The organism is Mesorhizobium sp. B2-5-4 (genome assembly GCF_006441095.1).
Taxonomy (GTDB): domain Bacteria; phylum Pseudomonadota; class Alphaproteobacteria; order Rhizobiales; family Rhizobiaceae; genus Mesorhizobium; species Mesorhizobium salmacidum.
The window spans coordinates 230,624-244,763 of sequence record NZ_VFUR01000002.1; the positions used below are offsets into that span (position 1 = coordinate 230,624).

12 protein-coding genes are annotated in these 14,140 nt (G+C 62.7%); 4 read left to right on the forward strand and 8 right to left on the reverse strand.

What is annotated here, in order from left to right:
• Window positions 1-5: 5 nt before the first annotated feature.
• The 7 genes from FJ492_RS03680 to puuE form a co-directional block, all read right to left on the reverse strand.
• Complete coding sequence (locus FJ492_RS03680) at window positions 6-1,592, reverse strand: ABC transporter substrate-binding protein (protein ID WP_140768541.1); 1,587 nt, start codon at window positions 1,590-1,592, stop codon at window positions 6-8.
• A gap of 154 nt (window positions 1,593-1,746) precedes the next feature.
• On the reverse strand, window positions 1,747-3,732 hold the full coding sequence (locus FJ492_RS03685) for a CocE/NonD family hydrolase (protein WP_140768543.1): 1,986 nt from the start codon (window positions 3,730-3,732) through the stop codon (window positions 1,747-1,749).
• 79 nt (window positions 3,733-3,811) lie between these two features.
• Entirely contained in the window at window positions 3,812-4,168 is a 357-nt protein-coding gene (locus FJ492_RS03690; protein ID WP_246675873.1) for a type II toxin-antitoxin system MqsA family antitoxin, read from the reverse strand.
• 101 nt (window positions 4,169-4,269) lie between these two features.
• Window positions 4,270-4,863 carry a nucleoside deaminase gene (locus FJ492_RS03695; protein WP_140748931.1) on the reverse strand — a complete coding sequence of 198 codons (594 nt, stop codon included), beginning with the start codon at window positions 4,861-4,863 and terminating at the stop codon, window positions 4,270-4,272.
• Window positions 4,863-5,366: an ureidoglycolate lyase gene (locus tag FJ492_RS03700; protein WP_140768545.1), complete on the reverse strand. Its 504-nt coding sequence runs from the start codon at window positions 5,364-5,366 to the stop codon at window positions 4,863-4,865. The genes FJ492_RS03695 and FJ492_RS03700 overlap by 1 nt, the downstream gene beginning before the upstream one ends.
• The gene (locus tag FJ492_RS03705) at window positions 5,363-6,226 is read right to left on the reverse strand and encodes a bifunctional allantoicase/(S)-ureidoglycine aminohydrolase (protein WP_140768547.1); all 864 of its coding nucleotides are present in this window, start codon (window positions 6,224-6,226) and stop codon (window positions 5,363-5,365) included. Before FJ492_RS03705 ends, FJ492_RS03700 begins: the two co-directional genes overlap by 4 nt.
• 9 nt (window positions 6,227-6,235) lie before the next feature.
• Window positions 6,236-7,654, reverse strand: a complete 1,419-nt coding sequence (puuE, locus tag FJ492_RS03710) for an allantoinase PuuE (RefSeq protein ID WP_140768549.1) — start codon at window positions 7,652-7,654, stop codon at window positions 6,236-6,238.
• A 204-nt stretch (window positions 7,655-7,858) separates the two neighbouring features.
• Here puuE and uraH point away from each other — a divergent pair, with 204 nt between their 5' ends.
• From uraH to xdhC, 4 genes are all read left to right on the forward strand, one after another.
• Window positions 7,859-8,233 carry a hydroxyisourate hydrolase gene (gene uraH / locus FJ492_RS03715; RefSeq protein WP_140716344.1) on the forward strand — a complete coding sequence of 125 codons (375 nt, stop codon included), beginning with the start codon at window positions 7,859-7,861 and terminating at the stop codon, window positions 8,231-8,233.
• A 3-nt stretch (window positions 8,234-8,236) separates the two neighbouring features.
• Window positions 8,237-9,718, forward strand: a complete 1,482-nt coding sequence (gene xdhA / locus FJ492_RS03720; RefSeq protein WP_140768551.1) for a xanthine dehydrogenase small subunit — start codon at window positions 8,237-8,239, stop codon at window positions 9,716-9,718.
• The gene (xdhB, locus tag FJ492_RS03725; protein ID WP_140768553.1) at window positions 9,718-12,081 is read left to right on the forward strand and encodes a xanthine dehydrogenase molybdopterin binding subunit; all 2,364 of its coding nucleotides are present in this window, start codon (window positions 9,718-9,720) and stop codon (window positions 12,079-12,081) included. Before xdhA ends, xdhB begins: the two co-directional genes overlap by 1 nt.
• Before the next feature lie 63 nt (window positions 12,082-12,144).
• Window positions 12,145-13,086: a xanthine dehydrogenase accessory protein XdhC gene (gene xdhC, locus FJ492_RS03730; RefSeq protein ID WP_140716348.1), complete on the forward strand. Its 942-nt coding sequence runs from the start codon at window positions 12,145-12,147 to the stop codon at window positions 13,084-13,086.
• Window positions 13,087-13,126: 40 nt separating this feature from the next.
• Here the strand turns inward: xdhC and FJ492_RS03735 are convergent, their stop codons facing one another.
• Window positions 13,127-14,047 (reverse strand): LysR family transcriptional regulator, encoded by a 921-nt coding sequence (locus tag FJ492_RS03735; protein ID WP_140506764.1) that lies wholly within the window; start codon window positions 14,045-14,047, stop codon window positions 13,127-13,129.
• Between the last annotated feature and the right edge of the window lie 93 nt (window positions 14,048-14,140).

A 14,140-nucleotide genomic window follows, 5' to 3' on the forward strand; every position in this document is an offset into this window, starting at 1 on the left:
CGGACTCAGGCCTGCAGCCAGCACTTCGCCAGGGCGTAGCCGTTCATCAGCTCCTGATGCGGGTCGTCCACCCAGCCATCGACCTTGGCGCCGGTGGCGTCGATGAACTGGTTGAACATCGGCAGGATCAGGCCGCCTTCGTCGCGCACCATGACAGCCATGTCGTGGTACATCTGCTTGCGCTTGGCCTCATCGAGTTCGGCACGAGCCGCCAGCACCATCTTGTCGAAATCCGGGCGCTTGAAACGCGTGTCGTTCCAGTCGGCTGTCGACAGATAGGCGGTCGAGTACATCTGGTCCTGCGTCGAGCGGCCGCCCCAATAAGAAGCGCAGAAGGGCTGCTTGTTCCAGACTTCGTTCCAGTAGCCGTCGCCGGGCTCGCGCTTGAGCTCGATCTTGATGCCCGCCTTGGCCGCGCTCTGCTGGAAGAGCTGTGACGCGTCGACAGCGCCCGGGAAGGCAACGTCCGAGGTCCTGAGCAGCACGGTGCCGTCATGGCCAGATTTCTTGTAGTGGAACTTGGCCTTGTCGGGATCATACTTGCGCTGCTCGATCTCGCTGAACAGCGGATAGGACGCGTTGATCGGGAAGTCGTTGCCGAGCGAGCCGTAGCCGCGCAGCACCTTGGTCAGCATCTCCTCGCGGTCGATCGCCAGCTTCAGCGCCATCCTGAGGTCGTTGTTGTCGAACGGCGCCGTGTCGCAATGCATGATGAACACGTAGTGGCCGGGGCCAGCGTGGTTGCGGATGGTGACGCCCGGCACGCGCTTGATCAGGTCGACGATCTTCGGCTCGACGCGGTTGATCATGTTGACTTGGCCGCCCTGCAGTGCTGCCGTGCGCGCCGTCGCGTCGTTGATGACGATGACTTCGATCTGGTCGGCATGGCCCATCTTGTCGCCCTGCCAGTAATTGGCGAAGCGCTCGCCGCCATGGCGCACGCCCGGCTCGTTGGTCTTGACCACGTATGGACCGGCCGAGATGCCGGCGTCGGGCTTGTCCTTGCCGCCATTGGGCTGCACGATCAGGTGATAGTCGCTGAGCAAATACGGAAGGTCGGCGTTGGCTTCCTTCAGCGTCAGCACCACTTCCTTGCCGCTGGCCTTGATGGTCTCGATGCCCTTCATATAGCCGAGCGCGCCGGATTTCGATTTCTCGTCCGAATGGCGCTCGAGCGTGGCGGCGACGTCTTCGGCGGTCACCGTCTTGCCGTTGTGGAATTCGACGCCGTCGCGGATCTTCAACGTCCAGGTCTTCGCATCGTCCGAGGAGCCGATCTCTTTGGCGATGCGGTTCTCGAGCTTGCCGTCCGGCGACAGCTCGACGATCAATTCGCCCCAGCACTTGCCGAAAGCGAACGGCACCTGCGTCATCATCAGCGCCGGATCGAGGCTGTTGGTGGATTCACCGCCGACCAGGCCGGCCTTCAGCGTACCGCCCTTGACCGGACCCGCCGCGCGCGCAGCGCTTGAAAGCAGCGCGTTGGCGAAGGGTGCGGCGATGCCGAGCGCGGCCGCCCGGCCGAGAAAATCACGACGGCTCAGTTTGCCCGACGCAACCCGCCGGCTAAGGAATTCCAGTTCATTTGACATTTGAGTTCCTCACTCTGTTGGTTCGACTCTGCGGTCGATTTTCTTGCTTGTTGTTAAAGGGAATAATGACCGCAAGGGAAAGCGGTAAGCAAGACCGAATGCGACATGCCGTGGCGTAAATCGCACGTCGCATTTGGACCAACGATTTCAGCACTCAAACCAGCGCGCGCGGGACCTTTTCGTCGAAATCGCGCTCGAAGACGAGGTTTTCACCTTCGTAGGCCTCGATTCTGGCGCTGACGATGAAGTTTTGTGCGTCCGACCGCATCTGGGCCCATGTTTCGGTGCGGACCGACCATCCATTTCGCGACAGGGTCTGCGTCCAGTGTGTTTTCCCCGAGGCTGACAGAGGATCGTCGGGATGGATGGTCCAGGTTTCGCGGGCGATGCTGCCGTTGACCAGTCCGTGGTCGAGATCGCGCACTTCGCCGAAGTCGTCCGTTATCGACAGCGTGACAATCCCGGTCTTCTCGTCGCGATCGACATGGCGTTCGGAATTGGCGGGCCGAACCGTCTCGGTCGCCCACGGCGTAGCCCCTTCCGGCTCGGCGAAAACGGCTTCGTCGCCTGTTGCCAGCAGGCGCAACGGCACCGATAGCGTGGCCCCCGACACGGTCAGCCGTACCGGCTCGGGCGAGGGCCAGATAGCGGGCCAGTAGGCGGTCGAAACGGCGATGCGCAGACGATGGCCGGCCGGCACGCGGTAGGCGCATTGATCGAGCACGATACGTACCGAAATCGTTTCTCCGGGGACCAGCGCCTCGGGGAATTCATGCGAGTTGCGGTGCGTCAGATTGAGCACGCCATAAGAGATCAGTTCCGAGGCGCCGTCGGGATGCACGTCGCAAAGCCGGACCGCGATGTTGGCCTGGGGCCGATCGGAGGCAAGCAGGACCTCAAACTCCGGCGCGCCGACGATCTCGATCGGCTTGGTGAGCTCAGGCTGGTCGAAACACGCCGACAGCCCATCGTCAGGGCGCTGATCACCAGGCAATTCCGGCCCGAAGGTGAACGGAAAGTATTCGCCGCCGGCAAGCCCGCAGGTCTGCGGCGAAGCGACGGTTGAAGGCCCCGCATCAGGGGAAATGAGTTCGATCGCTTCAATCGTTATGTTGGACGATGGCCACTCCTGCTCGGCTATCCAGCGGCCAGGCCGCTCCGGATGCCAGCGGGCGGGACGCACGCTGTCCATCACATAGGCGCGGTAGTCGGGATCGGCCTCGACGCCGGTCTCGGCGCCCTTCAGCCAGTGGTCCCACCAGCGCAACGCTTCCTGCAGGAAGCCGATCGCGGGCTTGGGTTCGGCATAGTGCGGGTATTTGTGAATCCACGGTCCGACGATGCCCTTGACTGGTGCCTCGATGTTGCTGACGAGGTGCGATATCGTGTTGCGGTATCCGTCGTGCCAGCCGCCGATCGAGAGCACTGCAGCATGAACAGCGGAAAAATCCTCGCAGATCGAACCGCGCTTCCAATAGGCGTCGCGATGCTGGTGGCTGAGCCACAGCGGCAAAAGGAACGACTGGTTCTCCAGCCGTTTCAGCCACAGATCGCGCCATTTGTCGTCGCCGGCAATCAGCGGATCCGGTGGCCGCGACGAATAGGACAGCATGGTCGAGGCCCAGCCGAAATTTTCGTTCAAAAGGCAGCCGCCCTTGTAGTGGATGTCGTCGGCATAGCGGTCGACGGTCGAGCACAGGCTGATCACTGCCTTCAGCGCCGGCGGCTGTTTGGCCGCCACCTGCAGGCAATTGAAGCCGCCCCAGGAGATGCCCATCATGCCGACATTGCCGTTGCACCAGGGCTGCGCCGCCGCCCAGGCAATGACATCGCAGGCGTCCTGCAGTTCCTGCTCGGAATATTCGTCGTCCATCAGCCCTTCGGAATCACCGTTGCCGCGCATGTCGACGCGGATCGAGGCGTAGCCGTGGCCGGCGAAATAGGGATGGGTAAGCTGATCGCGAAAGATCGTGCCGTCGCGCTTGCGGTAAGGCAGGTGCTCAAGGATGACAGGTACTGGATCGTCGCCCGCATCCTCCGGCATCCATACCCGCGCCGACAGCCGGCAGCCATCGGGCATGACGATGCCCATGTCGGGAAATTCGACGACCTTGCGGGGAAATTCGGTGATGGTTTTCATGGCAGGCATAACGCTCCGCGGCACGAGAACTTTCAATCGTCATTCGCGACTGGAGCAGCGAAATATGCGACCTGTGCCGCTACCGCAATTCGTCGAGCAGTTCGGGATGTTTCTCCAGCAATGTCATCAATTGAATGGTCGGGCCACTCGGTTCGATCAAGCCTCTTTCATACTTGTCGAAGGCGTTCTCGCCGACCTTGAACAGGGATCCGGCCTCGCGTTGCGACAGCTTGAGCTTCGTGCGCATGCGGCGGATGGTTGACGGCGCCGGCACGCCGTCGACCTTCTCCTTGAGCGCGCGCAAGGCGGCATCGACAGCGGCCATGTCGTCGCCGACATGCACACCCTCGCGATCCGATGGCGGATAATAACCGGGCAGGTCGATGATCATGCTCTCGCCCTTATAGGTTACGGTGAATGAACGGACCCCGCGCATCAGCATCTCCCCGGTTCGGGGGAAATCATGGTCCTATTCTCCATATCTCAATTTGCCACCATAAAGGTGGCAACTCAAGTTCCATTCATATGAGGTCCGCGTCAATTTAGCGGAATGTCGTTTTCGGCCTTGTTCGCCTGATAGGCGCCGGACAGCTCGTCATAGCGTCCGGAAATCCTGCCGATCCGCTCCTCCAGCCGCTGGCGCTCGACCTCGGGCAGCGCTCTCACCAGCCTGCGAATCGAAAAACTTTTCCAATAGGCGTTCTCGGCGTTGTAACCGCCGGGGTCGAGGGTGAAGACCTCTTTCAGGATTTTGAGATCATGCGGGATGGCGAAACTGTCGCGCGAATCCTCGTGGCTGAACAAATAGTAGAAATTGTCGAAGCCGGTCCAGGTGATCGCCGACAGGCAGAGCGAACAGGGTTCATGCGTGGCAATGAAGATGGCATCTTTCGTGTCGACACGTTCGGCCTTGGGCATTTCGTAAAAGCGCTTCAGGCAATGCACCTCGCCATGCCAGAGCGGGTTTTCCATCTCGTTGTTGGTTTCGGCCAGCACCAGCGACCGGTCGCCCTTGCGCAGGATCGCCGCGCCGAACAGCTTGTTGCCGTGCGCGACGCCTTCTGCCGTCTTCGGCACGATTTCGTGCTCGATCACGTCGAGCAGGCGGTCGATCAGCGAAATGTCGGTCATCACAAGCTCTCGTCGGGGATATGGATCTCGTAGGCGTGCGAGAAATGGAATTCCTCGAGATTGGCGCCGTCGCCGCCACGGTCGACGATCAAAAAGTCCTGAGGCTCTCCGATGGGCGTCAGCACGCCGTGCCACAGATTGCGGGAATAGTTGATGCCTTGGCCCGGTGCGGTGATGAAGGCATGTGGTTCGCCCGGCCCCTCTTTGCCGTCATGGCAGACGACGACCAGGAACGGACGCGGCGACAGCGGGATGAACGCCTGACTGCCCAAGGGATGACGCTCGACCATGGTCAGCTTCAGCGGCATCTCGTAGGGCGTGCCGCGTACCATGGAAATCAGCACGCGGGCGTTATGTCCTGCAGCTTCAGCGGTGGCGAGGGCGTGGTAGCGCTCGGCCTTGCCGCCATTGATCGGATAGTGATTGTCGCCGTCCATGTCGATGACGTCGCCGAATTCGGCAAAGGCCTCACGGGTAAGCGGCCGCGCGACGATGCGGGTCATGACGTCCGCTTCGCGATGCCAGCCCCGCCGAGCTTGGCATGCCGGTTGACATCCTTGTAGAGCAGATAGCGGAATTTGCCGGGGCCGCCGGCATAGCAGGCCTGCGGGCAGAAGGCGCGCAGCCACATATAGTCGCCGGCCTCGACTTCGACCCAGTCCTGGTTGAGCCGGTAGACAGCCTTGCCTTCGAGCACATAGAGCCCGTGTTCCATGACATGTGTCTCGGCGAAAGGAATGACCGCGCCGGGCTCGAGCGTGACGATGGTCATATGCATGTCGTGGCGCAGATCGGCGGGATCGACGAACCGCGTCGTTGCCCAGCGGCCTTTGGTGCCCGGCATCGGCGTCGGCGCGATCTCCTGTTCGTTGGCGAAGAAGGCCCTGGGAATCTCGAGGCCGTCGACCGCCTCATATGCCTTGCGTATCCAGTGGAAGCGGACAGCCGCCTTGCTTTCGTTGCGGACTGTCCAGCCGCTGGCAGGCGGCAGGAAAGCAAAGCCGCCGGGGCTCAAGCTATGCTTCTTGCCGTCGAGCAGAACCGTCAGTTCGCCCTCGACCACGAACAGGGCGCCCTCGGCGCCGGCATCGGGCTCGGGCCGGTCGCTGCCGCCGCCGGGCGCGACCTCGACGATGTATTGCGAAAACGTCTCGGCGAAGCCGGACAGCGGCCGCGACAGGATCCAGACACGCGTCTTGTCCCAGAACGGCAAGGCGCTGGTGACGATGTCCTGCATCACGCCCTTGGGAATGACGGCATAAGCCTCGGTGAAGACGGCGCGTCCGGTCAGAAGTTCGTTCTGGCCGGGATGGCCGCCCTGTGGGGCATAATAGGTGCGCTCGGGCATCCTGATCGTATCCATGGTTCAAACCTATTGTGGAAGCATGTCCTTGAGGCGGAGCAGCGCGATGCGCTCGACCTGCTTGCAGGCGGTTTCGAATTCGACGCTGCGGCCGTTGCCGATGCGGGCTTCGAATTCGGCGAGGATTTCCTCCTTTGTCTTGCCTTTCACCGCGATGATGAAGGGGAAGCCGAAGGTGGTGACGTAAGCGGCGTTGAGCTTGGAGAACAATTCACGCTCCTTGTCGGTCAGCGCGTCGAGACCGGCGGAAGCCTGTTCCCTGGTCGATTCCGCCGTCAGCCGCCTGGCTTTGGCCAGCTTGCCGGCGAGGTCGGGATGGGCGTTGAGCACGCCGAGCCGCTCGGTTTCGCTGGCGGAACGGAAGATGCGGCAGAGCGCATTGTGCACGCCGCCGGCCGTGTCGTGCGCCGGGCCGAGCTCCAGCTCGTAGGCACGTTCGGCAATCCACGGCGAATGCTCGAACACGCCGCCGAAGGTGTGAACGAACGTCTCGAATTCCATTTTCGACGGGCGCAGAGCGGCCGGCTTATAGGGATGGTTCTCTTGCCAGTGCTTGGCGATGTCGATGCGCCGTGCCAGCCAGACCTTGTCGTGCGATTTGACATAATCAACGAAGCGTTTCAGCGCCGCCACCCGGCCCGGCCGCCCGACGAGGCGGCAGTGCAGACCGATGTTCATCATGCGCGGCCTGCCTGCCTCGCCCTCGGCATAGAGCGTATCGAAACTATCCCTGAGGTAGGCAAAGAACTGGTCGCCCGAGTTGAAACCCTGCGGCGTGGCAAAGCGCATGTCGTTGGCGTCGAGCGTGTAGGGGATGATGAGCTGCGTGCCGTCCGCATGCTCGAACCAGTAAGGCAGTTCGTCGTCATAGGTGTCCGAGACGTAATCGAAGCCGCCTTCTTCGGCCACCAGCCGCACCGTGTTGACCGATGTGCGGCCCGTGTACCAGCCGGTCGGGCGCTGGCCGGTCACCTCGTAATGCAGCTTGATCGCCGCTTCGAGGTCGCGGCGCTCGTCCTCGGCGTCGTGGTCGCGGTAATCGATCCACTTCAGCCCGTGCGAGGCGATTTCCCAGCCGGCTTCCTGCATGGCCGTGACCTGGTCGGGTGAGCGCGCGAGCGCCGTGGCGACGCCATAGCAGGTCACAGGCACTTGCGCTTCGCTGAACAGGCGCAGCAGCCGCCAGAAGCCGGCCCGCGCTCCATATTCGTAGATTGATTCCATGTTCCAGTGGCGCTGGCCCACCCAGGGCGCCGCACCGACGATTTCCGACAGGAAGGCTTCCGAAGCCTTGTCGCCGTGGAGCACGCAGTTCTCGCCGCCCTCTTCGTAGTTGACGACGAACTGCACGGCGACATGCGCGCCGCCAGGCCATTTCGGATCCGGCGGATTGGCTCCGTAGCCACGCATGTCCCTGGTGTAACGCATCGTCCCTCCGCGCCCGGCATCACCGGAAGTATGATCAGGATATCGAAAGGGTGCTTCTCGCATTCCCCTCAAAATTTTTGAAAGTGTTTTTGTCGCACTCCGCTCGACCGGGACTTATGCATCGCCTTTAATTGGCGCACAATTCATCGTTAGTGCTCGATTGTACCGACCAATTTATTCGTATTGGAAAATGGGAGGCGGCCAATGGCAGAAACGTCGAAAGCCGATGGCGGGCGTCTGACGACCCATGTCCTGGATACCGCGACCGGCAGGCCGGCGGCGGGATTGTCGATCGCGCTCTACCGTCTCGACGGTGCCGATCGCACGCTTCTGAAGGAGGTCGTCACCAACGCCGACGGCCGCTGCGACGCGCCGCTGCTGGCGGGTGCCGACTTCCGCACCGGCGAATACGAACTGGTGTTCGCGGCTGGCGACTATCTGCGCGGCCAGGGCACGAAGCTGCCCGCGCCTGCCTTCCTGGACAGCGTGCCGATCCGCTTCGGCATGGCGGAGGCGGTGCATTATCATGTACCATTGCTGATCTCGCCGTACGGCTATTCCACCTACAGGGGGAGCTGAGGCATGGCCAAGGTCAACATCCGCAACGAAATCCGCTTCATTCTCAATGGCAGGGATATCGCGCTGTCGTCCGTGGCGCCCGATGCGACCTTGCTCGACTGGCTGCGGCTCGACCGTTCGCTGCGCGGCACCAAGGAAGGCTGTGCCGAGGGCGATTGTGGCGCCTGCACCGTGCTCATCGGCAAGCTTTCGGCCGCCGGACTGGTCTATGAAAGCGTCAATGCCTGCATCCGCTTCCTCGGCTCGCTCGACGGCACCCATGTCGTGACGGTCGAGCATCTGCGTGGCGAAGCTGGCCAGTTGCATCCTGTGCAGCAGGCGATGGTCGATTTCCACGGCTCGCAATGCGGCTTCTGCACGCCGGGTTTCATCATGTCGCTCTATGGCCTGTGGATGAAATCACCGGACCCTTCGAACGCGACCATCGAAAAAGCCTTGCAAGGCAATCTCTGCCGTTGCACCGGTTACGAGGCGATCATGCGCGCCGCGCACGCCATCTCGAGCTATGGCAAGGCGGCGAAGGATCCGCTGGCGGCGGAGCGCCGGGACATCACGACACGGCTGCAGGCGTTGCGCGATGGCGCCAGGATCGAGATGGGCTCCGGCAGGACGCGGCTGGTCGTGCCGACCGATGCCGACGATTTCGCGACCGTCTTCGAAAAAGAACCCACAGCCACCGTCGTCGCCGGTTCGACCGACGTTGGCCTGTGGGTGACCAAGCATATGCGCGAAATCTCGCCGGCGATCTTCATCGGCAATCTGCCGGGGCTTTGCACCATCACGGAAGACAATAGTGTCATATCGATCGGCGCCGGCGTCACCTATACCGAAGCTTTTTCGACACTGTCGAAACGCATCCCGGCGTTGGGGCCGTTGTTCGACCGCATCGGCGGCGAACAGGTTCGCAACATGGGCACGATCGGCGGCAACGTCGCCAACGGCTCGCCGATCGGCGACACGCCGCCGCCGTTGATCGCACTCGGCGCACGGCTGACTTTGCGCAAGGGCAAGACGCGGCGCACGATCCCATTGCAGGATTTCTTTATCGCCTATGGCAAGCAGGACCGCCAGCCAGGCGAGTTCGTCGAGGCCGTGCATGTGCCGGTGCCGGCAAAGGACGTGAAATTCGCCGTCTACAAGGTCACCAAGCGCCGCGACGAGGACATCACCGCGACCCTTGGGGCCTTCTGCCTGGCTCTGGCTAAGGACGGCACGGTGGCCGATATCCGCATCGCCTATGGCGGCATGGCGGCAACGCCGAAGCGGGCTACGGCCGTTGAACAGGCTTTGATCGGCAAGGCCTGGAGCGAAGCGACGGTGGAGGCTGCGATGGCCGAATACGCCAAGGACTTTACGCCGCTCACCGACATGCGCGCGAGCGCCGAATATCGAGCGCTGGCAGCGAAAAACCTTTTGTTGCGCTTTTATGTGGAAACCACGGGCACCAAGGTGCCGGTGCAGGTATCGCGCAGCGAGGCGGCCTGATGAACAAGCACGCCACATCAAACCTCAAAGCCGAGAAGATCGTCGGCGGCATCGCTACCGACCAGCGGCATGATTCCGCCCACAAGCATGTCAGCGGCGGCGCCGTGTATATCGACGACATGCCGGAACCGGCCGGCACGCTGCATGCCGGCCTTGGCCTGTCCAAGGTGGCGCATGGCGTTCTGAAAAGCGTCGATCTCTCGGCGGTACGCGCGGCCCCTGGTGTCGTCGACGTGCTCACCTATGCCGACGTACCGGGTGAGAACGATGTCTCGCCCAGCAACATGCATGACGATCCGGTGCTGGCGGAAGGCAAGGTGCAGTTCTTCGGCCAGCCGATCTTTGCGGTGATTGCCGAGACGCGCGAGGCAGCCCGGCGCGCCGCGCGCCTGGCCAGGATCGAGTATGACGAGCTTCCCGCCGTGATCGACATCTGGGACCTTGATCCAACGAGGGACAAGCAGGTGACCACGCCGCTGGTCCTGAAGCGCGGCGATGCGGCCGCGGCAATCAAGGCAGCGCCCCGCCGCATCAAGAGCCGCATGTGGCTTGGCGGCCAGGACCATTTCTACCTCGAAGGCCAGGTGTCGCTCGCCATCCCCGGCGAGGACGACGAGGTGACCGTCTACTGTTCGACCCAGGGGCCGAGCGAGACGCAGCATCTGGTCGCCCACACGCTCGGCGTGCCGAGTAACGCGGTGACGGTGGAGGTGCGCCGCATGGGCGGCGGCTTCGGCGGCAAGGAAACGCAGGCCAATCAGTGCGCCGCGATCGCCGCCATTGCCGCCAAGAGGCTGAAGCGCGCGGTCAAGATCCGGCTCGACCGCGACGAGGACATGACCGCCACCGGTAAGCGGCATGATTTCGCCATCGACTACGAGGTCGGCTTCGACGACGAGGGCAACATCCTTGGCGTCGACTTCACCTACGCTTTGCGCTGCGGCTTTTCAGCCGACCTGTCCGGCCCGGTCGGCGATCGTGCGCTGTTCCACTGCGACAATGCCTATTTCTATCCAGCGGTGCTGGCCAAATCGGCGCCGCTCTTTACCAACACCGTCTCCAACACCGCCTTTCGTGGCTTCGGCGGCCCGCAAGGCATGATCGGCGCCGAGCGCGTCATCGACGAGGTCGCCTTTTCGGTCGGCAAGGATTCGCTCGAGATCCGCAAGCTGAATTTCTACGATCCGATGGAAGCGATCGGCGGCCGCAACGTCACGCCCTATCACCAGAAGGTCGAGGACTGCATCATTCAGCGCATCGTGGCGGAACTGGAAGAGAGCGCCAGTTATGCACGCCGCCGTCGCGAGATTTCCGCGTTCAACGCCAACAGCCGCTTCATCAAGCGCGGCTTGGCACTGACGCCGGTCAAGTTTGGCATTTCCTTCACCAAGACCGAGTCCAACCAGGCCGGCGCGCTGGTGCATGTCTATGCCGACGGCTCGGTGCACATGAACCATGGCGGAACCGAAATGGGGCAGGGCCTGCACCTCAAGGTGGCGCAGGTCGTGGCCGAGGAATTCCAGATCGACCTCGACCGCGTGAAGATCACCGCCACCACCACCGCCAAGGTGCCCAACACCGCGCCGACGGCGGCGTCCTCGGGCGCCGACCTCAATGGCATGGCGGCACAGAACGCGGCGCGCCAGATCCGCCAGCGGCTGACCGACTTTGCCGCCGAGAGATACCAGATCCCTGTCGACCAGGTGGTGTTCCTGCCAAACCGGGTGCGCGTCGGCAACCAGGAGGTCAGCTTCAACGATCTGGTCAAGCAGGCCTATATTGCGCGTGTGCAGCTCTCGGCAGCCGGCTTCTACAAGACACCGAAAATCCACTGGGACCGCGGCAAGGGCCAGGGCCACGCCTTTTATTACTACGCCTATGGCGCGGCCTGCGCCGAAGTGTCGGTCGACACGCTAACCGGCGAATATGTCGTCGAGCGCGCCGATATCCTGCACGATTGCGGCCGTTCGTTGAACCGGGCCATCGACCTCGGCCAGGTCGAGGGCGGCTTCATCCAGGGCATGGGGTGGCTGACCACGGAGGAATTGTGGTGGGACGACAAGGGCCGGCTGCGCACGCATGCGCCGTCGACCTACAAGATCCCGCTGGCGTCCGACCGACCGAAGATCTTCAACGTGGCGCTGACTGACTGGTCGCAGGCCTATGAACCGACCATCCATCGCTCCAAGGCGGTCGGCGAACCGCCGCTGCCGCATGGCATGGCGGTGCTGCACGCCCTGTCGGACGCAGTGGCCAGCGTCGCCGACCACAAGATCTGCCCGCGTCTCGACGCCCCGGCAACGCCGGAACGCGTGCTGATGGCAATCGAGCGGCTGAAGAAAGCGATCAAGGCTGGCGCCTGAATCGGGCAGAACGTGCAATTCGGACCGAAAAAGCCTATATTTCCCATTCGGGAACGTGAAACTATGACCTCGAAAGTACAAAACCTGAAAGCCTTTCTCGGCGGCGCCGGCCGTCTTGCCCTGGTCGAAGTGGCCGGCACCAAGGGCTCGACACCGCGTGAGAAGGGCGCCTTCATGCTCGTCTCGCGAACGGCGATCTTCGGCACGATCGGCGGCGGTCAACTCGAATACATGGCCATCGACAAGGCGCGGCAGATGGTGGCGCCATCGGGTGGATCCAACCGCCTGCAGTCGACGTCCCGCGTCGCGGTCGACGAAGTCCGCACCACGCTTGACGTCCCGCTCGGCCCCGAAATCGGCCAGTGCTGTGGCGGGCGGGTCGAGGTGCTGATCCGGTTGGTCGATACCGCATTGGCCGCCGAACTGGTCGCGGCGGCGGAAGCCGAGGAAGCTCATATGCCGCATGTCTATATTTTCGGCGGCGGTCATGTCGGCCAGGCGCTGGCGTCGACCATTGCGCTCCTTCCCGTGCGCGGCGTCGTCATCGAAACACGCGCCGAGGCGCTGGAAGGAATGCCGGAAACCGTGGAGACACGGCTGACCCCCATGCCGGAGGCCGAGGTGCGCAACGCCCCGGCCGGCACCGCCTTCGCCATCCTCACTCATGACCATGCGCTCGATTTCCTGATCGTCGCCGAAGCGCTGAAACGCGACGACGCGGCCTATGTCGGCATGATCGGCTCGAAGACCAAGAAAGCCACGTTCAGGAGCTGGTTCCTGAAGTCGGCGGACGGTACGGAGGCTGAATTCGCCCGCCTCGTCTCGCCGATCGGCGATGCGGTCAAGGACAAGCGCCCGCCCGTCATCGCCGCGCTGGCCGCCGCCGAGATCATGACGGCGCTGGTCAGCTACGTGACCGCGGATTATCGGGCTCTGCAGGGCAGGGTGATGGCCCGGCTAGACCAGCCTAGGCTGGCTTTCACGCAAGGCAACCGGATCGGATAAGCCACGAGGCGATCACTTGCAGGCCAGTTCGCTCTTCCGCCTACTTGCCGGCCAGAATGTCCTTGATCAGCCGCTGGCAGCGCTCCGCCATGAAATCGAGCAGCAGCCGCACCTTGGGATCCTGCAGCTTCTTGTGCGGATAAACGGCCGCGAACTGCACCGGCGTTGGTGGCGTATTGCTCAGGATCACCTTCAGCCGGCGGTCGCGGATGAAAGGCTCGACCTCGAAGCGCGGTTTGTTGATGATGCCGCGTCCTGACAGCGCCCAACCGGTCAGCACGTCGCCATCATCGGTGTCGTAGGGGCCGTGTACCTCGAACTTTTGTGGTCCGGTTGGGGTCTGCAAGGTCCAGACATATTCGCGCGCGCCGGAATAGCGCAGCATCAGGCAGTCATGTTTCCTGCCGATCAGCTCCTGCGGCTCCATCGGCTCGCCGCGCGCCTCCAGATATTTTGGTGCGGCGACCAGCACGCGTTCGCATTCCATGATGCCACGCATCCGAAGACTGGAATCCTCGATGATGCCGAGCCGGAAGGCGACGTCGATGCCTTCCTTCATGATGTCGACATTGTGGTCCGAGAGCCTGAGCCGCACCTCGATGTCAGGGTATTTGTCATGGAAATCGGGAATGCCCGACGCCACCAGCCGTCGCCCGAGACCGAGCGGCGCGGTGACGCGGATGGTGCCGCGCGGCTGGCCGGACAGCGCCGAGACGGCAGCCTCCGCCTCGGTGATCGCTTCCAGCACCTGCTTGGCGCCGGAATAGAAAACGGTGCCGTGTTCTGTTGGCATCAACTGTCGGGTGGTGCGGTTGAACAGCCGCACGCCGAGATGCTTCTCCAGTTCCTTGATGCGATTGGAGGCGACAGCCGGTGAAATACGCATGTCGCGGCCGGCCGCCGACAGATTGCCGAGCTCGACGACGCGGACGAAGACGGCGATGTTGTCGAGATAGGCCATGCGGAGCACCTTCGCCGGTTTGTGGCCATCAACCTAGTATTTTCCAATTTTTTTTGAAAGTCATCGTACACCTCGCCTCTTTTCGTTTGCGCA

Bases quoted from the DNA above. Each gene is read 5' to 3' on its own strand.
- FJ492_RS03700 (WP_140768545.1), bottom strand. From the start codon at position 5,366: ATGACCCGCATCGTCGCGCGGCCGCTTACCCGTGAGGCCTTTGCCGAA.
- uraH (WP_140716344.1), top strand. From the start codon at position 7,859: ATGGCAGAAACGTCGAAAGCCGATGGCGGGCGTCTGACGACCCATGTC.
- FJ492_RS03690 (WP_246675873.1), bottom strand. From the start codon at position 4,168: ATGCGCGGGGTCCGTTCATTCACCGTAACCTATAAGGGCGAGAGCATG.
- xdhB (WP_140768553.1), top strand. From the start codon at position 9,718: ATGAACAAGCACGCCACATCAAACCTCAAAGCCGAGAAGATCGTCGGC.
- FJ492_RS03680 (WP_140768541.1), bottom strand. From the start codon at position 1,592: ATGTCAAATGAACTGGAATTCCTTAGCCGGCGGGTTGCGTCGGGCAAA.
- xdhA (WP_140768551.1), top strand. From the start codon at position 8,237: ATGGCCAAGGTCAACATCCGCAACGAAATCCGCTTCATTCTCAATGGC.
- FJ492_RS03695 (WP_140748931.1), bottom strand. From the start codon at position 4,863: ATGACCGACATTTCGCTGATCGACCGCCTGCTCGACGTGATCGAGCAC.
- xdhC (WP_140716348.1), top strand. From the start codon at position 12,145: ATGACCTCGAAAGTACAAAACCTGAAAGCCTTTCTCGGCGGCGCCGGC.
- FJ492_RS03685 (WP_140768543.1), bottom strand. From the start codon at position 3,732: ATGAAAACCATCACCGAATTTCCCCGCAAGGTCGTCGAATTTCCCGAC.
- FJ492_RS03705 (WP_140768547.1), bottom strand. From the start codon at position 6,226: ATGGATACGATCAGGATGCCCGAGCGCACCTATTATGCCCCACAGGGC.
- puuE (WP_140768549.1), bottom strand. From the start codon at position 7,654: ATGCGTTACACCAGGGACATGCGTGGCTACGGAGCCAATCCGCCGGAT.
- FJ492_RS03735 (WP_140506764.1), bottom strand. From the start codon at position 14,047: ATGGCCTATCTCGACAACATCGCCGTCTTCGTCCGCGTCGTCGAGCTC.